The 18789-nt window shown below is 38.4% G+C and carries 15 protein-coding genes and 4 pseudogenes; 8 read left to right on the forward strand and 11 right to left on the reverse strand.

Features of this window, described 5'->3' with window-relative positions:
- Nucleotides 1–2 precede the first annotated feature (2 nt).
- The 5 genes and pseudogenes from ACTTK7_RS14445 to ACTTK7_RS14465 all read left to right on the forward strand — a co-directional run.
- Nucleotides 3–1016 (forward strand): TRAP transporter substrate-binding protein, encoded by a 1014-nt coding sequence (locus tag ACTTK7_RS14445; protein WP_462868786.1) that lies wholly within the window; start codon nucleotides 3–5, stop codon nucleotides 1014–1016.
- Nucleotides 1017–1028: 12 nt separating this feature from the next.
- Nucleotides 1029–1532, forward strand: a complete 504-nt coding sequence (locus ACTTK7_RS14450) for a TRAP transporter small permease (protein ID WP_462868787.1) — start codon at nucleotides 1029–1031, stop codon at nucleotides 1530–1532.
- Complete coding sequence (locus ACTTK7_RS14455) at nucleotides 1533–2816, forward strand: TRAP transporter large permease (protein WP_462868788.1); 1284 nt, start codon at nucleotides 1533–1535, stop codon at nucleotides 2814–2816.
- A 3-nt stretch (nucleotides 2817–2819) separates the two neighbouring features.
- Nucleotides 2820–3467, forward strand: coding sequence for a class II aldolase/adducin family protein (locus tag ACTTK7_RS14460; protein ID WP_462868789.1), 648 nt, complete (start codon nucleotides 2820–2822; stop codon nucleotides 3465–3467).
- 705 nt (nucleotides 3468–4172) lie between these two features.
- Nucleotides 4173–4271: pseudogene (locus tag ACTTK7_RS14465) on the forward strand (IS30 family transposase); the annotation flags it as partial.
- Between the two features lie 109 nt (nucleotides 4272–4380).
- Here the strand turns inward: ACTTK7_RS14465 and aldA are convergent.
- The 10 genes from aldA to ACTTK7_RS14515 all read right to left on the reverse strand — a co-directional run bounded on the left by aldA (nucleotide 4381) and on the right by ACTTK7_RS14515 (nucleotide 15049).
- A complete protein-coding gene (gene aldA / locus ACTTK7_RS14470; protein ID WP_462868799.1) occupies nucleotides 4381–5817 on the reverse strand; it encodes an aldehyde dehydrogenase in 1437 nt (478 codons plus the stop codon).
- 37 nt (nucleotides 5818–5854) lie between these two features.
- The gene (locus ACTTK7_RS14475; RefSeq protein ID WP_462868790.1) at nucleotides 5855–6379 is read right to left on the reverse strand and encodes a D-lyxose/D-mannose family sugar isomerase; all 525 of its coding nucleotides are present in this window, start codon (nucleotides 6377–6379) and stop codon (nucleotides 5855–5857) included.
- Nucleotides 6380–6404: 25 nt separating this feature from the next.
- Nucleotides 6405–7490 carry a PTS fructose transporter subunit IIC gene (locus ACTTK7_RS14480; RefSeq protein ID WP_462868791.1) on the reverse strand — a complete coding sequence of 362 codons (1086 nt, stop codon included), beginning with the start codon at nucleotides 7488–7490 and terminating at the stop codon, nucleotides 6405–6407.
- Nucleotides 7491–7523: 33 nt separating this feature from the next.
- Entirely contained in the window at nucleotides 7524–7856 is a 333-nt protein-coding gene (locus tag ACTTK7_RS14485) for a PTS fructose transporter subunit IIB (protein WP_462868792.1), read from the reverse strand.
- Entirely contained in the window at nucleotides 7853–8317 is a 465-nt protein-coding gene (locus ACTTK7_RS14490) for a PTS sugar transporter subunit IIA (protein ID WP_462868793.1), read from the reverse strand. Before ACTTK7_RS14490 ends, ACTTK7_RS14485 begins: the two co-directional genes overlap by 4 nt.
- A gap of 125 nt (nucleotides 8318–8442) precedes the next feature.
- Complete coding sequence (locus tag ACTTK7_RS14495; RefSeq protein WP_462868794.1) at nucleotides 8443–9228, reverse strand: class I fructose-bisphosphate aldolase; 786 nt, start codon at nucleotides 9226–9228, stop codon at nucleotides 8443–8445.
- 106 nt (nucleotides 9229–9334) lie between these two features.
- Nucleotides 9335–10090 (reverse strand): DeoR/GlpR family DNA-binding transcription regulator, encoded by a 756-nt coding sequence (locus ACTTK7_RS14500; protein ID WP_462868795.1) that lies wholly within the window; start codon nucleotides 10088–10090, stop codon nucleotides 9335–9337.
- Between the two features lie 689 nt (nucleotides 10091–10779).
- Entirely contained in the window at nucleotides 10780–11604 is an 825-nt protein-coding gene (locus ACTTK7_RS14505; RefSeq protein WP_462868796.1) for an HNH endonuclease, read from the reverse strand.
- A 61-nt stretch (nucleotides 11605–11665) separates the two neighbouring features.
- On the reverse strand, nucleotides 11666–12724 hold the full coding sequence (locus tag ACTTK7_RS14510) for a tyrosine-type recombinase/integrase (RefSeq protein ID WP_462868797.1): 1059 nt from the start codon (nucleotides 12722–12724) through the stop codon (nucleotides 11666–11668).
- A gap of 1116 nt (nucleotides 12725–13840) precedes the next feature.
- Nucleotides 13841–15049 carry an IS256 family transposase gene (locus tag ACTTK7_RS14515; protein ID WP_462868800.1) on the reverse strand — a complete coding sequence of 403 codons (1209 nt, stop codon included), beginning with the start codon at nucleotides 15047–15049 and terminating at the stop codon, nucleotides 13841–13843.
- A 54-nt stretch (nucleotides 15050–15103) separates the two neighbouring features.
- On the opposite strand from ACTTK7_RS14515, the pseudogene ACTTK7_RS14520 reads away from it, so the two are divergent.
- Nucleotides 15104–15547, forward strand: a pseudogene (locus tag ACTTK7_RS14520) (protein rep); the annotation flags it as partial.
- A gap of 879 nt (nucleotides 15548–16426) precedes the next feature.
- Here ACTTK7_RS14520 and ACTTK7_RS14525 read toward each other — a convergent pair.
- The gene (locus ACTTK7_RS14525; RefSeq protein ID WP_462868798.1) at nucleotides 16427–17065 is read right to left on the reverse strand and encodes an NAD(P)-dependent oxidoreductase; all 639 of its coding nucleotides are present in this window, start codon (nucleotides 17063–17065) and stop codon (nucleotides 16427–16429) included.
- Nucleotides 17066–17166: 101 nt separating this feature from the next.
- On the opposite strand from ACTTK7_RS14525, the pseudogene ACTTK7_RS14530 reads away from it, so the two are divergent.
- Nucleotides 17167–17540, forward strand: a pseudogene (locus tag ACTTK7_RS14530) (Rrf2 family transcriptional regulator).
- A 195-nt stretch (nucleotides 17541–17735) separates the two neighbouring features.
- A pseudogene (locus ACTTK7_RS14535) lies at nucleotides 17736–18329 on the forward strand (protein rep); the annotation flags it as partial.
- Nucleotides 18330–18789 lie beyond the last annotated feature (460 nt).

Here is an 18789-nt window from a genome sequence, read left to right on the forward strand (position 1 = left end):
ACGTGAGTACAATTAAACCGTTGATGATCGTGTTCATGTCTTGCTTGATGGTTTTCATTATGGGGTGCTCTTCAGCGGGCAATTCCCCTTCGAATGATGTGAAAGCGGATTCAAAAACTACCTTAAGGCTGGGACATATTCAAAGCGAAGACCATGCCTGGCATTTAGCTTCAGAAAGATTTGCTGAACTCGTGGAAGAAAAAACCGACGGGACCGTAGAAGTAGATCTGTATCCTAGTTCCACTCTTGGCTCCGATCGTGATTTAGTCGAAGGCATGCAGATAGGTTCTACAGATTTTGCCTTAGTAGCAGGGGTGATGTCCAACTTCTATGATCCTTATGCGGTATTAGAGCTCCCATATTTATTTGAAGATTCTGATCACTTAGAACAGTTTTTATATGGATCTGGTGGGAAAGAACTGCAGGAAAATACGTTAGAAGCTACTGATGTGCGTGGGTTAGAATTCTTTGTCCGGGCACCTCGCCAGTTAACAGCCAATAATGAAATAAACACCCCAGAAGATTTAAATGGATTAAAAATTCGCGTTCCCAATATCGAGGCTTCTGTAGATGGATGGGAAGCGATGGGGGCAAATCCTACTCCAATGAACTTTAGTGAAGTTTATTCTTCTCTTCAAACAGGAGTTATTGATGCTCAAGAAAACCCTCCTTCTTTTATCACGAATTCCCAACTGCAGGAAGTCCAAAATTATTTAATGAAAACAGAGCATGTGTATGGATACGTGCAATTGCTAATGAGTGACAAAACCTACGAAAAATTGAATGCTTCTGAACAACAAGCCGTAAAAGAAGCTGCTAAAGAAGCACGAATTTATCAAAATGAGTTAGTGCAGCAACAAACAACTGAAGCGTATGAAACCATGGAAGAAGCGGGAATGGAAATTATTGAAGTTGATCAAGAACCATTCAAAGAACGTGTTCAACCTTCAAATGAACGACTGGCAGAAAAGTATGGTCCAGAATTATACGAAAATATTCAATCAATGAGAGAGTAGGGAGGTGTACATATGAAAGGGTTTGAAAAATTCATGGAAGGTATTAATCTATTGTTGAAATATGTCGTTTCTATCATGTTTATTGCGTTAGCCGTATTGGTTTTTTTTCAAGTAATCACACGTTTTGTTATCGATTATCCACTTGCCTGGTCGGAAGAAATATCAAAGTATTTAATGATTTACATTGTCTTTCTTGGTTCAGCCTTAGCGGTGAAAAATCGGCAACATATCGCTATTGATTTTTTGACAGAAATGGTGAGTCCTGCAAACAACCGAAGACTTAATGGCCTCGTTCTAATCATTTCCAGTATCTTTTTCATTATACTTACCTATTTTGGTTTCGTCTTAACCATTACAGTACTCGATCAAGCTACCCCAACGCTTCGCTTTTCCATCGCATGGGCGTACGCGGCAATTCCCATTGGTTCCTTCCTTATGCTATTGAATGCTATCTACAGTTTTATTAACCCTCCCCAAAAAGAGGAAGACACTAGTATGAAGGGAGAAACAAAATAAATGATTACAGCTCTATTCATCTCACTCATTTTCTTGTTCTTATTAGGCGTGCCCGTAGCAATTTCTCTCGGTCTCGCTTCATGTATTGCCTTGTTATTCGAAGGCGATACACCACTATTGGTTTTAGCCCAACGAGCTTTTGTGTCCTTGGATTCTTTTCCTTTGCTTGCTATTCCCTTGTTTATGCTAGCTGGGGTCATTATGGAATACGGCGGCATTTCTCAACGGTTAATTAATCTAGCTAATGCCTTAACGGGTCATCTATCAGGCGGACTAGCTATCGTTACCGTCGTGACTACCATGTTTTTTGCCGCTATTTCCGGTTCCAGCATTGCTGCTACTGCTGCTTTAGGTTCTATACTTATACCAGCTATGATTAAGCGAGGATACCATAAAAGTTATGCTGGCAGCGTCCAAGCGGTATCTGGAACGTTAGGGATTATTATCCCTCCAAGTATTCCATTAATATTATATGGAGTAGCAGCCGGTACATCGATTGGCGACTTGTTTATCGCAGGTATCGTCCCTGGGCTTGTGATAGGAATGGGATTAATCATTACCGTCATCATTATTTCAAAAAAACGTAATTATTTACGTGAAGCTAAAACGACTTCTAGGGAATTGCGAAAGGCTTTTATTCAAACTATCCCTGCATTGATCATGCCCGTGATTATTCTTGGTGGTATTTATACAGGAATTTTCACCGCTACTGAAGCAGCGGGGGTAGCGGTCGCTTATGCATTTATTGTAAGTACGGTTTTCTATCGGTCAATTCATCTTCGAAATATTGGCCAGGTATTGCAGCAGGCAACAACGACGACAGCCACGATTATGTTTATTATTGCAAGCGCCGGGTTGTTCAGTTGGATTTTAACTATTGAAAATGTGCCCCAGCAGGTAGCTCAATTCTTTACGGCCATATCAAGTAATCCGGCCGTATTTCTATTAATTATTGTGGTGCTACTGCTTATTGTAGGGATGTTTATGGAAACAAATGCCTCTATCATTATTTTAGCTCCCATCCTTGCTCCAGTAGCAATCGAATTAGGCATTAACCCTGTTCATTTCGGCATTACCATGATTGTCACCCTCGCCATCGGTATGATCACTCCGCCACTCGGGTTAAATTTATTCGTTGCTGGTCGCATTGCCAAATTGCGCTTAGACCAAATTACTCGAGGAATGGTTCCGTTTTATATCGCCGTCGTATTAACGCTTTTACTGATTATCTTTATCCCCGCTTTATCCACGGGATTACTTAATTTACTAAATGGAGGAGATTAATTCATGGACCATCTTAACATTGTGAATGATCTACATCAGACGGGAAATTTCATGCGGGAAAACGAGTTAGTTTGGGGGACTGCTGGTAATATCAGCGCTCGCATCGACGATCAACACTTTTACGTGTCAGCGAGCGGAACAGTGCTTGGAAACATGGAAATGGAAGATTTTTCTCTATGCTCAAAGGAAGGCCATACAAGCGGAAAGAAACCTTCCAAAGAGTATATTATGCATCAAGGTATTTATGAACAACGGGAAGACGTGGGAGCTATTCTTCACGCCTCCCCCTTTTATAGTACTATCATCGCCTGCTCAGATATTGAGCTTCCGTCGAATTATTTTGTGGAGGCTATGTATTACCTGGAACGGATCGAACGAATCCCTTATTATCACCCAGGGAGCAAGGAATTAGCCAAAGCAGTAAAAGAAAAAGCAGCATCAACGAACATTATGCTTCTCGAAAATCACGGCATCATTGTATACGATCAGAATTTAAAGGAAGCAAGAATGGCTCTACAAACATTGGAGTATACAGCAAAAATGCATGTAACAGCTTTGGAGAAAGATCTTACTATGAAGCCAATCCCTGGTGATGTTGAACAAGATTTCCTTCAAAACTCCGGATATAAGCCTAAGAGAAACTGGCTTTAAACAGAGCAACTATTTCAATTGAATAGTACTAAACAAAAGAGATAGAACTAATGGTTCCATCTCGCAGGCTGTCGACAAAATCTCTATTTTTTTAGAGAGGGTCGGCAGTTTTTTGTTTTCTTGAATTTTAATATTAAGCGCAACACATAAAAAATAAAAAACACCCATGGTATCCCAGTATGAAATGAAAGTACGACCAAACACTCATACGGTGGGATATCGTGAGCTACTTTCATCTTAAACATGATCGAACGCGGACAAATAGAGGCTCTAACGCGAGCCTCCGTTAGTCCATCCAGTGGATTGCGGCCTTCCCGAGCCGACACCCATCGACCATTTCTCGTGAACGCCGACGCTAGACATCTTCCGATACTTATCAGACTAATCGGGAGCAGGAAGCCTATCATTAACGACAGAAGGCCTGGGGGCAAAAAGGCAAAGTCACACCTGAATTGCTTCAGGCCCTCATTAGTCATCTTCATGCCGCCTGGTCGCCCGAACAAATTGCCCGGTTTGCCCCGGATGCGCCGGTGGGGTGCCGGGCCATTTACCGATGGCTGCTGTACAGGGGATTGCTAGGCCAAGGGGGCCTGCGCTGCCTCCATCAGAAAGGCAAACGAAAGAAGGTGCGAGAAACCTACGGTCGTTTTACGATCGGCCGATGCATCGACAAACGTCCGAACATGGTGGATGCCCCGCACCTTCGGGCATTGGGAAATGGACACCATCGTGTCCTCTCATGGTAAAAGTAAAGGCTGTCTGGTTACATTCACAGAACGTAAGAGCCGGTATCTGTTGGCTTTCCCGGTGCCGTCGTGGCAACGCTGATGGACCAGTATCCCTGAGGTGTCTTTGAAAGTATTATAAATGGCGAATTTTCATTCGAAATATTGTCTAGCTTCAGATAATATTATTATTCTTCGCCATACCGAAAGTATCCCACAGTAGTTTTTAAAAATTCTTCATATCCATGAATTCCATCTGTCCCCCCATCGCCGGATTGTCTCCAACCAGAATGATAACCATTCATTGACTCTTCTGCCTCACAGTTAACATATACTTCTCCAAAATTCATTTCATTCATGGCTCGAAAAGCTTCGGTATAATTATCTGTAAAAATATACGAGGAAAGACCATAATCAGAATCGTTAGCCATCTCTAATACTTGATCAAAATTATTAAATTTTATAATTGGTAAGACTGGACCAAAAATTTCTTTACGTATTATTTTCATGTGTTGTTCAACGTTAGTTATTATAGTTGGCTCGTAGAAAAACCCACCATTATTGTTAATGCGCTTCCCCCCACACAGAACTTCTGCTCCTTCACGAATCGCGCTTTCTACTAATTCTTCAACATGTTCTAATTGGTTTTTATTTATCAAAGTCCCCATGTCAGACTTCTCATCTAAAGGATCACCTATAACGATTTGTTTCATTTTTTCTTCAAGCACGTGTAGAAATTTTTCGTAGACATCTTCATGAACATATAATCTTTCAGGACAAGTGCAGACTTGACCGCTATTATTAATTCTTGCTTCTACAATGTATTTAGCAGCAAGTTCAACATTAGCATAGCGACTGACTATAGCTGGGGCTTTCCCCCCTAATTCTAAATTTATTCGCTTAATAGAATTAGAAGAAGCTTTCATCACATCTTTACCGGCGGGTACTCCTCCAGTAAGAGAAACCATTGCGATTTTAGGATGTTCTGCTAAAGCTCTTCCTACTTCTTTCCCTGTACCTGCTATAACCTGAAAAAGACCTGAAGGTAAATTTATTCTTTGCATAAGCTCGGCGAATTTCAATGTTAATAACGGTGTCTCTTCACTTGGCTTGATTACTATAGAGCACCCAGCTACTAGCGCAGGGATGGCTTTTCTCATTAGAATGTAGAATGGTGCATTCCAGGGAATAATACCAGCTACTACCCCTATTGGTTTTTTGACTAACATTATTGTTTCGTTTACATTCTCACTTGGTAAAACACTCCCCTCGCTTTTCATGGCAAAATCGACCATAAAATTAATATATTTAATTCCGCCTTCGATTTCTCCTAATGCTTCCTTATACGTTTTTCCCTGTTCTTGAACATAAAGTTTTGCATACTTTTCTTTTTCTTGTTCAATGTAAGGAATTAATTTTTTTATAATATTAGCACGTGTCGCTGGGGTTTCTTTAGCCCAAGCTTTTTGGGAATTAAAAGCTCCTTCCACAGCGACCTCTACATCTTGCATATTACTTAATGGGATGGTATCGATAATTTCTTCATTAGCAGGATTAATTACATTTAAATAGTTGTTAGACATGCTCTCTTGGTAACCATTATTGATAAAGTTTTTCTGCATAATCATTACTCCTTAAAATTAAATTAAGGCCATATTAATGTTATCTAACGATGTTAGGGTTCGTGAAAATATCAGACGAATCGTTACTCATAGAAGAAAATTCGCTTATCACTGCTCCCTGGTCTCCTGCTTGAAACCAATGCTTAGTATTCGGCTCTATTGTATATTGTTCGCCAGGGATTAATTCGATTTCCTTGCTTGCAGTATAATACTTTTTATTTTCGGTCGGGATATTAGCTTTGGTATTCTTCTGTTCAGTAGAATCTCCTTCCACATATAATAAGGCCTTTCCCCACCTACATCGAAAAGTTTCTTTTTTCCCCTTTTTTTCATTTATATTAGGATGGCTGTGTTCAGGACAAGTTTGGTTCGGCAATAGCACCATCTCTTTAGCGCAATATCTATCCTCATTCACATATACAAGTAAATTTAAAGCTTCTTCGTTTATATTAGATAAGCCAAAATCAGCATATTCAATACTTTCTTTTTCTTCTGAAGTGAGTTTAATGCATGCTTCATCAAATATTTTTAGTACTTTTTCTTTGTATAATTCGTTTATCTGCATTTTTAATCTCCTTTGTAATATTTAGTTACTTTTTATTGAATTGAACAGAACTGAGATCAAGGTCTAGATCTTCTTCTTCTTTAATTTCATCCGTAGCTGAAATTGGTTTTTTCAAGACGAATATTACAGTAGCAGTTGCTAATGATCCAATAAGCAATGCAATAATAAAAGCGAGAGGGTTGGTCATGGTAAACATGGCAAGCAATCCACCGTGAGGTACTCTTGAATCGGCTCCCCAAAGCATACTCAATGCGCCACCAATAGCTCCACCCACTCCAGTAGCTATTACACACCTTACTACATCTTTTAAAATTATTGGAAAGCACCCTTCAGTAATCATAACTACTCCCATAGGAAAAGCAGTTTTTAGAGTCTCAACTTCATTTTGTGGGTAAATTGTTTTGCGAAAAATCTTTTGAAAATAATAAGCAATTGTCAACCCAAATGGAGTCACCATAGAAGCTAGCATTAATACAGTAATTGGCTCATAAATGCCTTCTGATTGTAAACTAAGAACGAACGCAAATACTACTTTATTAATTGCTCCACCATAATCAATTGATGCTAATACACCAATAATAGCTCCATAAATAATTTTATTAGAGGTATCTAATGTAGAAAGATAATCTTGCAGAAATAAAGTGCCCAAGGCTACTGGTTTGCCTATAATAAAGTACATGATTAATCCCGAAGCTACAGAGGCTATTAGCGGTATAAGCAGCATGGGTTTTAACCCTTCCGCCCATGTTGGAACTGTCATTTTCTCTGTTATAAATTTTGTGATATAGCCTGCTATGAAACCTCCTAGTAATCCTCCTAAAAAACCTGCTCCAATACTACTAGCAGCTAGACCCATAGTTATCCCAGGCGCAATGCCGGGTTTATCTGCAATAGAAAAAGATATACCAGCTGCTATTACCATTGGCAATAATCCTAAGACTAAGCCTCCCATAGTAGTTAATGTGTCAAAAAAGCCATAACCTGATTCTACTTCTTGAATTTCACTTCCTCCACCTAAATTGCCAATAGCTAACATAAAACCTGCTGCTACTACTATGGGTATCAAATAAGAAATAGCTGTCATAATGTGCCGTTTAATTTCAGAAAGCATCCATTTCACTCCCTTAGCAATTATAATTAGGTTTTAATTACTCTTTGCCGAATTCGCTTCTCGCGCCAATTCTTCTATCCTTTTGATAAGTTTATTAGGCGCTTTGATAACTGTATCTGTGGGCACCTCAATAACATTCATGCCTTCAAACCTTTCTCTGCCAGAAACTTTTACGTCTGCCGCAATAATTACTACATCAGCATTCTTAAGTCTCTGCTCTGGAATAGATTCTTTTGTACCTACAGTACCCTGGGTTTCCATATGAATAGAGTGTCCAGCTTTTTCAGCCGCCTTTTCAATTTTTTCTTTAGCAATATACGTATGGGCGATGCCAGCTGTACATGCTGCGATACCAATAATATTCATATTTTTGCCTCCTTAATAAAAACATTCTTAATTTCCTTTGAATTAGTAGCCTCTAACAAAGATTGAACAGCTTCATCATTTCCTAATCTTGAAGCAACTTGCGCCAAAAGTTCCAAATGTTCGGCTTCCGCATTCTCCTTGTTGCTTACAGCAAACAAGCAAATAATTTTCACTCCATTATCATCTAAAGTTTCCCACTCGATTTCCTTCTTTAATTTTCCAATCGCTAAACCAATTTTATTTACGCTACTACTCAATCCATGAGGGATAGCTATATAATTTCCAATTCCTGTAGTTCCTTGTGTTTCGCGATAATAAATATCTTCTTCAAACACTTCAATATTGTTTATATATCCCTGGGCTTTTAAATTTTCGGATAAAAGCCGAATCGCTTCTTTTTTAGAATTTACTTCTAAATCAGTTAGAATGAGATTCTCATTTAAAATGTTTTCTAAATTCATATCATCACTTCTTTCTATAAAAGTATGCGCTTTCATTTTTTAGATTTTTCAAGTACTTTGTACTAAAGAGAGCCCTTATTAACTAATAAAGGCTCTCTTTTTTCAAAGTACTGAATAAATCATTACTAAAGTTTATTAGGAACACGTTTGTGAACAATATCTGCAAAATCAGACAATAGTTTTTTAGCGTCTTCGCTTGGGCGTTGCCATACATTTCTTCCAATCGCCACACCCTTAACGCCAACAGAAATGGCTTCTTCGACTTTGCTAGTTAACTCTTCTAATCCTCCGGCCATACCTCCACCCAACATAATGATAGGGACATCAAAATCTTCTACCCAATTTTGAAGCGCTTCCAAATTTCCTGGATGAGGAACTTTTAAAATGTCTGCCCCTAATTCATAAGCTATCCTAGATCCATCAGCTAGTAATTTAATTCGTTTCGCTTCCTCTTCCACTGGTTCATAAGTTAAAGGTTCGACTAAAACTGGAATGCCCCATTTTTCCGCTTCTTGAACTGTCTCTGAAATAATTTGTATAGATTTCATTCGTTCTTCTGCTGGTCTGTCCCAAAACAAAATAAGTTTAATACAATCGTATCCTCGAGCAGCCGCTTTTTCTATTGAAAAAGCTAACTCATGATACATATGGTTCTCTGCTACTTGAAAAGCATCTGCCGTTAAAAGACGGGCTGGAGAGTGTTTGCCGTAAAATACTGATTCAGTTTTTTTAGCTATACCGTCGGTCATTAATACACCATCAATATCAGGCGTCATTAAGTTAGCTAATACTTTTTGGGGGTTCTCTAACCCTTTGATACTGCCCTCTGCTATACCATGGTCAATAGGAAGAATTAAAGTGTTGCCAGTCTCTGAATTAAAAATACGCGACATTCTAAATTGCTTGCTCATATAATCCTCCTCAAGATAATTTTGAAACAAACAACAATAGTTTGAAAGTAAACACTTTTTGTTTGTTAAAGTCATTATATGTTTGAAAAAAAACAAAGTCAATGATTTATTCTAAATAAATGATCGGGATTTTTTTTAATTCTGGTTTTTCTTTCCATTCTTTATTTAGATGCTTTGTAGTAATAATATTTGATACAGCATTAAGTGGAGCAAATCTACTCAAAGACTGGTAGCCGAACTTGTTCGAATCAGCAATTAAAAAAGATTTTTCGCTATTTTGGATAATCAAGCGCTTAATAGTAGACTCCGAAAAATTAGCGGTTGAAAACCCCATTTCTGTGATCCCGCCAGCAGATATAAAAGCTTTATTAGCAAAAATATCACTATACATTTGGTAAGTTGTATTTCCTATGAAGGATGACGATTTCTCTCTAAATTCTCCCCCCACCATAATTAATTTAATTCCTTTTTTGTGCTTAAGTTTAAATGCTATATTTAATGAATGCGTAATAATAGTTAAATCGGATACATTCGATTCTGTTAACGCAATTGCCAATTGATAAGTTGTGGTTCCTGAATCAAGTATTATTGAATCTCCTTCTTCCAAAATAGAAATACAATACTCGACTATTTTCTTTTTTTCATTTAATTGTGTTTCTTCCCTCTTATTTAAAGGCTCTTCTTTTAGATATCTAATTCCTCCATGAAAACGATGAAAAGAGCCGGAGCTTTCTAATTCTTTCAAATCTCTTCGAATTGTCATATCTGATACTTGGAAATGATCTATTAATTCTTTAACAGATAAACTTCCTTTCTGTTTAATTAATTTGGACATGTTATCAATTCTTTTATAGTTTGTCATACTAGTCTTCCTTTCTTTTTGTTTACAAATATAATGATTTTTTTCAAACATATTGTCAATTATTGTGTTCTATTTCAAACTATTATTATAATTCAAAAGAATATAATCTTTGAATTATCTAGACTATAAAAACCCGGGGCCTGTGAATAATTTTGTGTAAATAGCTTTTCTTACTAACCGTTAAGTTATCCTTGGACTTGAAACATGTCTTTCAGGTGTTGGCGATCCCGGGCTACTTTCAGGCGGCGGTGAAAGGAAGCGCTCAGATGGTAATGACATCTGAGCGCCCTTTTTGTTGCTATTATCACTTGTTCTTGCATTTCTTCCGCATTCGCTTTAGCAACAAATCAGCAAATATGATTCCTATCACGGTAGACGCGAACGAAAAACGAATACGTACAATTCATTTTTCTGTTTTAAAGAGAGACAAAAGTTTATAACTACCGATAAGCGCAATTATGTTCCCCCTTAAATCAAACTTGGCACCATCCTTCTTTCCTTCATTGACAGCAAACGTCCCCTGCTTTTAACAAACAAGGGACTTCAATCCATGGTTATTCAAATGTTTCCTTCGATGCTCACCTTCACGATAAATCGCCGGGGCTCAGTGTTTTAATTGTAACCTTTGAATAATTCTTTGGAAATTCTCCGTAAAGAGCTAAAAAATTCATAAATATTGTTGATACTATTTACGAATGTTCTTTTTGCGCAATATAATCGCTCAATTGTGTATTATACTTTTTGGCATCCACTCCGTAGTGAACGCGGCGATGACAATTCGGGCATACCGCCGCGACCGCTTTTGGATGATCTGCTCCTCCATCTGACAACCGAAACAAATGGTGAATTTCTAAAAAAGGTTCTCCATTCTCTTTCTGGAAAGGAGCTTCTTGCTTACAAGCCTCACAAAACCCCTTCGCCCGTGTCAACGCATATTGTTTTACAGCTCTGGCTCTTTGATGAACCCATATAGTAGCTTTTCTTGGTTCCGTTGGAGCTAGAGTATTGGCTGCTGTTCTTCGTAATTCTTCTAAAGATTGCTTTTTAAAAGATTCTTCTGGAGTGTTAGCTTCTTGATCAATATATGACATACGCTCTAGATGAAAGATAATGACTTGCCGTTCTCTACTATCATGGTCAGGAGCAAACTTCAATTCATGCCCAATGTAGACCATTTCATCAATAAACTTCACTACCCCAGAAGAAACGTATTGAAAAAGATAAATGGCTTTACCATTTATGGCGTGATCACGAATAGCTTTGTTGCCTTTGGTAAAGCTCATATTACCATGTTGACCTTCGCCAGTATAATAATAAATCGTGTGCGCTTCATTCCAACCATCTACATATCCATATTTTTCACCAGAGTCTCCAGTAAAAATAAAAATGTAAGGATCATTTGCGGGGGTAGAGATTCCACCTTGTTGTTGGCCCTTGTATAAATCATGAATATCTCTGCGACGATAATATTTTCCTTCGTCAAAAGGTTCATTTGGTTTCAGTATAGTAATCAATAGACCTTCCCTTTCGTGCCTTTGTCTTTGAGGTATCTAGATGGAACTTCGTTTTGTAATATTAACTCGTAAAACTAGTTTTATTCACTTTCAATCCAGCATGCTCCCCATAGTTTCTTCTCCGAAGGAGATAGCGCTCTGTCGTTCGTATCGACGCATGTCCCAGCATATCCCGTACCGAAGCAAGGTCAGCCCCATGCTCTAACATATAATAGGTCGTATAATGACGACACGTGTGTGGCGTAATAGGATCTCGACGGTGCTGGACAAATGGAAATGGAGCTGAGGCCATGAGCTTGCTGAAACGATCCCCTAAGTAGTTTACATGATAATGTCCCCCATTTTTCTTTGGAAAGAACGCAGAGTCTCCTGTAAAGGTCTCTGTGATCATTTCCCGTTCTTTCCGGAAGTCCTGGAGAATACGCAACACATCGGCGAAAAGAAAAATCGGCCGCTCTTTTTCGCCCTTTCCCGTAATGTGCAGAAAGAAGGCTCCTTCAGGCGAGCGCCATTCCAGATCACGCCATTTGGCTTTGGCCAATTCTTCAATCCGCATACCTGTACTCGTTAGAACAACCAACAACGTGTAAGCAAATGAATCTTTTTGTTTGAAATAAGAAAGTAATTGCTGAACTTCGTGCTCATGGAGGTCCCGGTCTACTAGCTCGTCTCTCGGTTGAGCAACGGGAGCCATTTTTGTCGTTAAATTAGTTTCTATCATATCTTCTTGCACGAGGAACCGCAGGAACTGTTTAATGACCGTACTATGACGTGCCAACGTGCTTGCCTTATATCCCTTCTCTCGCTCGAGATATAGCTGATACGCATAAATACGTTGCGCAGAAATTTCTCTTAATCCTCCGAACGCTTGGACATAAGTAAGGAATGGGACAAGTGTTTCTAAATATTTACGCTTTGTCCGCTCGCTTCTCTGTTTACGGAGAGTATTGTTTTTATGTAAATAGATGTACATCAAAAACTCATCGGGAATTTGCTCCCATTCAACTCCTTCGAAACCTTGGGAAGAGATATCTGTATACAACTCACTGTTTAGAAACGAGTGAGACCTTTCCAATGAAAGAGCTTGGGTGTGATTTCCTGGTAAAACAAGGTTGTTCATTCTAAGCCCTCCCTATTGTTGTTCTATTTCAAAACCTAAGGAAATTGAAGCTTTCTTTAGACTTTATTTTATCATGCTCAGAGGGTGTATAGTTGGTTAAAAATACAAATAATAAGGTCTTCTAATAAATTAAACAGTTACATTTATGTAAACGTAATTGTTTATATGTTTAATAAGATACTTTGAAAACCTCCCATAACATTCGCCGTACTTCTGATACGTACTAGAAAGCTTCAAAAGGATTTTGCAAGAAGTACTAATGGTTTTGACACACTCCCCACCGTCTTATAAAGGTCTACCTTTTTCAGCGCTAACATTTTCCATCTGCGAAGTATGGTTGATCATTTCATGACGATCCATAACAGTTTATAAGAAACAAAAAAAAGACCAGCCCATACAGAGCTGGTCCATCCTAGTAGGTGTTGAACAACAAGGAGGATTGTTGGGGAGACGTGCGACTCCTACTCTTAACCTATCACGCCCAAGATCCATTGGCTACGTAAAGACGAGCATCTTTACAAACATTTAAAAGAAGGATGTTCATGGAAAATGACGACGGAGTAAAGGCTTTCCTCGACGACAACATCGTTCAATAGGCTGCTGCCTGTTGCTCTTGGATTTGATTCCCAACGAAAGAAAGCCAGCCCTCTCGGTCGGGTGGCTTTCCAACGGGGTATCATTACTTAAGGGGAGTAACGGGGAGGAAGATCGCTCCCAAAATCACCTTATCATGCCCGCAAGCACTACACGACCCTCGGCCATTCATCTTAATAAAGGTTTAACAATCTCTCTGGAATGGAAGCTCTCCCCTTAACGAAAAACCAAGATTGTTAGCCCCGCAAGAACCATCGGTCGAGGTATTCTATCAAAAAGCGTACTTTTTGACATTATAAATTCTGGAAATAACAAATATTACTTTGCTGTAAATTCCATAATGATTATAATATTTTTTAATAAATTAATACGGTAATCGAAATTTTTATTTAAATTGAGTATACAAAACAACATATCTGCTTTAAAAACGTAATGAACCAGGTGAATAAGTTTTCGTTTAAAAATTTAGAACGGGACCGTCAATAAGTTTGTGTAAACGGCTGTCCTTTTCCAGCCGGGAAGTTAACCCTGCGGTCGGAACATGTCTTCCAATTGATGTTGGGCCTGGGCGAACCCCAGGTGGCAGCGGGTGGAAAACTTTTGATTATACGCGTCGAAACGACTGACCAAAAATCGTTCGATCGACGCTTCATTCGGAAATTGTTCTTTGCGTTTAACGTATTTTTTCAGCTGCTTGTTGAATGATTCGATGAGGTTGGTCGAATACAGGCTCCGCCAGATGGCAGACGGAAAATCATAAAAGGTGAGTAACGTGGGGTGCTCGTCGAGCACCCGGCGAATCGATGGGTAGCGCGGCGACCACGCCGTGATAAACGCTTGGAGGGCTTCGGCGGCTTCCTCGCGGCTGTTGGCCCGGTACACGGTTTTAAAATCGGCACAAACTGCTGGACGGTCCTGCACGCGGACTTTGCGGGCAAGGGTGCGGGAGACATGCACGCAGCACGTTTGGTGCCGGGCTTCCGGATAGACGGCATGGATGGCATCCGTCATGCCCGCTAAACCATCAGACACGACCAGAAGCACCTCTTCGAGGCCTCGACCCTGAAGATCCTCGAGGAGTTCCTGCCAGTTGCCCGCCGATTCGGTCGGAGCCAGCAGATACGCCAGGACTTCTTTAGAGCCGTCTTCCTGGATCCCGACAGCGATATAAACGGCTTCTTTGGCCACCGTATCCCGTTTTAACGCGATAAACGTGGCGTCCAGATAGATGCAGGCATAGCGTTTCGCCAATGGCCGGCGTCGAAAGGCTTCCACCTCTGCTTCCATCGTCTGGGTCATGTTGGAAATGGTCTGCGGCGTGTAATGATGGCCGTACATGCGTTCGAGGAGATCGGCGATCTCCGCGGTCGTGACGCCCTTGTGGTACATATGCATCACAAACGCTTCCAGCGTGTCGTTCGTCCGTTTGTACGGCGCGACCGTCTGTTGGTGAAAGTCTCCGTTCCGGTCCCGGGGGATCGCCAGCGACAGCTCTCCAAATTCGGTTTTCAGCGTGCGTTCGTACGTGCCGTTGCGGGAATTGCCAGAACCAATGCCGGAGGCATCGTATTTGTCGTAATCCAGAAAGGACGTTAATTCGGTTTGAAGCAGCTGGTTGACGGCGTGTTCCAGGTGAGATCGAAAGATCTCGTTCACGTCCTGATGTTGGACTAGAGCTTGAGCAATATCTGTCGAAAAATTATGCCTAGGGAAGTCCTCTTTTCTATGGATGTGGTCGGTAACTTCATTCTACTAGAAAAGGACTTCCTTTTTTTGCGATCGATCGTTTACACAAAATATTTTACGCTCTCAACTCAAGAAGAATGGGTTAATTTATGGCAAAAAGCATTACAAGTAAATTATCGACCCGTAGCAAATATTAAAGCGATCAAACCAAACCAAAAAGGCGATAAAGATATTCAAGCAGCTATCAAAGAAACCTCAAAATATTCGGTTAAGTCATCTGATTTTTTAACTGATGATGATGAAAGAAATCAAGAAATCGTGAATGATTTAGAAAAAGGTTTATATCGAAAACGTATGTTGAGTTATGGTGGTTTGCTTAAACAAAAACATAAAATCTTAAATTTAGATGATGCCGAAGATGGCAATTTAATTAATACAAGTGACGAAGATAAAACAACAGACGAAGAAGAAAAAGCACATTCAATTACGGCAATTTGGAATTTTGAAAAACAAAATTATTACTTAAAAGATTTGAAACGTTAGCTAAAAAGCTAGCGTTTTTTTATGCCTTTTTGCCCCTGCGGGAACTATAGCGTTCAACCGGCATGGTTGCCCAGTTTTTATGCCAATTTTTAAATTTGCATGTAACTGGGCAGTGTCTAAAAAAATAGCCACTGGTTTTGCTCAAATTTTAGGTGGTGTAATTAAAATATATTTATTTGGCTCATATTTGTGTTTTAAGAGCTTATGTAAGTGTTTAGGTATAAAACTATATGATTTACCCCTAAATCTTTAAAATACCCCCTTAAAATTCAAAATAAAGGCATTTAAGAATTGATAAAATAAAAAGCTACTAGCAAAAACTAGTAGCTTAAATCTTAGTTAAATTTTAATGCAGTATTAATTTTTATATCTGTGCTACAACACCGATTACTTAAAACTAAGATAAAAAATCGACGAAGGTCGATAATGGTTTTGCACGCGTTCTTTTTAGAACGTATAAGTGCGCCCTTACGGGATTTAACTAGATTATAACGACGAAAAACAGACCTGTAAAGCGATAAACATTATGATAAAGTTTGCTAAAAAGGAGTTGTTTTATGATTGTTATGTGGTTATCGATTATAGGTATGTGGTTTTGTATTGGAATTGCATTTTTTGTTATCAATTTGAGTAAAAATAAAAAATAGGACACGCATTTATGCCGAGAAAATTTATTGATGTTGAGAAGAACCCTTAACTAAACTTGGAGACGAATGTCGGCATAGCGTGAGCTATTAAGCCGACCATTCGACAAGTTTTGGGATTGTTAAGGGTTCCGAGGCTCAACGTCAATAAAGCAATTGGAATAAAGTATTTTTGTTAGATTAGATATAAGAATTACGGAGGTGTAAATTCAATCAAAAAGTATTTATTTCTTAATTATTCATTTTCACTTACAACTGTAAAACGCTCATTTATATGCTGTGGATTTTCAATTTCATCTAAAACTGCAATTGCATAATCAGCATAACTGATATAGCTTTCCCCATTTGAATTGAAAAGAAGTTGATCTTTTCCTAGCTTATAATAACCTGTTCTTTTTCCATCTGCGTCAAATACAAGTGCGGGGCTAATAAATGTCCAGTTAATGTTCGGTGTAGCTTGTAATTCTTGTAAGTTTCGTATTTGCCCTCTTGATGTTGGTTTACCGAATTCTGGTATACTAGGTGTATCAACGACTTTTGTAGTTTTACTATCATCAACATAAAGTCCTCCAGCACCACCGACAACAATAAGTCTTGTAGACGTTCCTTTTAATGTATCGATCAAAACATGTCCAGCATCTACATGTATTTGTTCTTCTCCAAGTGGAGCTCCAAAAGCATTAACAACTACATCAAATTGTTTAAGATCATCTTGTTTAAGATCTAATATATTTTTTTCAATCACTATAATATTTTTGTCTTTCATTTTTGATTTGTCCCTTACAATTGCTGTTACTTGGTGACCTCTATCAATAGCTTCCTTTAAAATCAGGCTTCCTGCTCTTCCACTTGCTCCAATAACTCCAATTTTCATTATATATTCCTCCATTTCATTATATATTCCTCAATTTCATTTTTTATTTAAAAGTAAAGAGGTGATTCAATATGCCAATTAGCAGTAGATTTGCTGTTTGAATTCATATATTAACACTCATCGAAGTATAAAAAAAAAGAAAATAATCTCATCCAATTCTTTAGCAAAAAGTGTTAACACAAATCCTGCTGTAATCAGAAAGATTATGGGAATGCTGAAGAAGGCTGAATTAATAAATATACAACCTGGTATTACAGGGGCAGAACTTGCAAAAGATTATTCTGATATTACATTATTTGATGTTTATAAAGCAGTGGACGTTATCAAAGATAACGAGCTTTTTGCTGTTCATGAAAATCCAAATCTTGATTGTATCGTTGGAAAAAATATCCAAAATTCAATTGAACAATACTTTTTTGGTGCTCAAACAGCTTTGGAAAAGATTCTTTATAATATTACTATTGAGGATGAATAGAAACGAGTTGAAAACGAGTTTCTTCTTGTCTTGATACTATATAGAAATAACTCGATTTTAAAATTATAGCTGTAATCCTTGATATGTAAGGGATTATAGCTATTTTTCTTGTTGAAAGGAATTTTTGACATAAAAAAACCCCAGTAGTATGATTAAAGCGTCTACTCAATAAACAACTACTGGAGGTCTCTTTATATGCAATATAATACTACTAGATGTATAGACGAAAATCAAGATAACGAAACACTTAAAGATATGACGAAAAGTGGGAAACAACGCCCATGGAGAGAAAAGAAGATAGATAATGTAAGTTATGCAGATATACTGGAAATTTTAAAAATAAAAAAGGCTTTTAATGTAAAACAATGTGGTAACGTCTTAGAGTTCAAGCCGACTGATGAAGGTTATTTGAAGTTACATAAGACATGGTTTTGTAAGTCGAAACTCTGCCCAGTTTGTAATTGGAGGCGTTCTATGAAAAATAGTTATCAAGCTCAAAAAGTGATTGAAGAAGTTGTTAAAGAAAAACCAAAAGCGCGTTGGTTATTTTTAACACTTTCAACGAAAAATGCGATAGATGGGGATACTTTAGAACAAAGTTTGAAACATTTAACGAAAGCATTTGATAGGTTAAGTAGATATAAAAAAGTGAAGCAAAATCTTGTTGGGTTTTTGCGTTCAACGGAAGTAACAGTTAATAAAAATGATGGTAGTTATAATCAACATATGCATGTTTTATTATGTGTTGAAAATAGTTATTTTAAGAATAAAGCTAATTATATAACTCAAGGGTACCGTTAATAAGTTTGTGTAAAACAGTAGGGTGATCCTCGGAGGAGGGTTAGTTCTTCTCCTCACTTCCGGTTCCGTCTCTCTGTCTTTCAGCATAGATTTTATTTCTTCCATTTCTTTTTCCAGCTTATCCAGACGTTCTTCCAGACGACGGTCCGAGTCGTTGTTATTCATTACGGTCTCCCCTCCTTTTTACTTACAATCTTCTCCATTTACCTTCTATAGATACCATTCGTCTAAAATCCCGCTAAACCTTCTATATATCCTCTATTCTTTTTAAAGTGTTTAATACACCGGCCAGAGGGAATACTCTCCGAGCGACAGTAATGATTCCCCTAAATAACCATAACTAGAATTTTTTGTTTAAAATAATTAAAAGAGGCTCTTCACCACAAGTTGGACTTGACACGATAGGGATATGAAAAAAGCGGCTCTTCCTTTATCTTGGTATTGGACT

It is taken from the genome of Marinococcus tarijensis, from assembly GCF_054971385.1.

What these genes read in the sequence shown, in the direction of transcription:
- ACTTK7_RS14490 (WP_462868793.1), bottom strand. Translation starts at nt 8,317, where the DNA reads ATGAATTTAGAAAACATTTTAAATGAGAATCTCATTCTAACTGATTTA.
- ACTTK7_RS14525 (WP_462868798.1), bottom strand. Translation starts at nt 17,065, where the DNA reads ATGAAAATTGGAGTTATTGGAGCAAGTGGAAGAGCAGGAAGCCTGATT.
- ACTTK7_RS14475 (WP_462868790.1), bottom strand. Translation starts at nt 6,379, where the DNA reads ATGCAGATAAACGAATTATACAAAGAAAAAGTACTAAAAATATTTGAT.
- ACTTK7_RS14455 (WP_462868788.1), top strand. Translation starts at nt 1,533, where the DNA reads ATGATTACAGCTCTATTCATCTCACTCATTTTCTTGTTCTTATTAGGC.
- ACTTK7_RS14460 (WP_462868789.1), top strand. Translation starts at nt 2,820, where the DNA reads ATGGACCATCTTAACATTGTGAATGATCTACATCAGACGGGAAATTTC.
- ACTTK7_RS14480 (WP_462868791.1), bottom strand. Translation starts at nt 7,490, where the DNA reads ATGCTTTCTGAAATTAAACGGCACATTATGACAGCTATTTCTTATTTG.
- ACTTK7_RS14495 (WP_462868794.1), bottom strand. Translation starts at nt 9,228, where the DNA reads ATGAGCAAGCAATTTAGAATGTCGCGTATTTTTAATTCAGAGACTGGC.
- ACTTK7_RS14500 (WP_462868795.1), bottom strand. Translation starts at nt 10,090, where the DNA reads ATGACAAACTATAAAAGAATTGATAACATGTCCAAATTAATTAAACAG.
- ACTTK7_RS14510 (WP_462868797.1), bottom strand. Translation starts at nt 12,724, where the DNA reads ATGAACAACCTTGTTTTACCAGGAAATCACACCCAAGCTCTTTCATTG.
- ACTTK7_RS14450 (WP_462868787.1), top strand. Translation starts at nt 1,029, where the DNA reads ATGAAAGGGTTTGAAAAATTCATGGAAGGTATTAATCTATTGTTGAAA.
- ACTTK7_RS14485 (WP_462868792.1), bottom strand. Translation starts at nt 7,856, where the DNA reads ATGAATATTATTGGTATCGCAGCATGTACAGCTGGCATCGCCCATACG.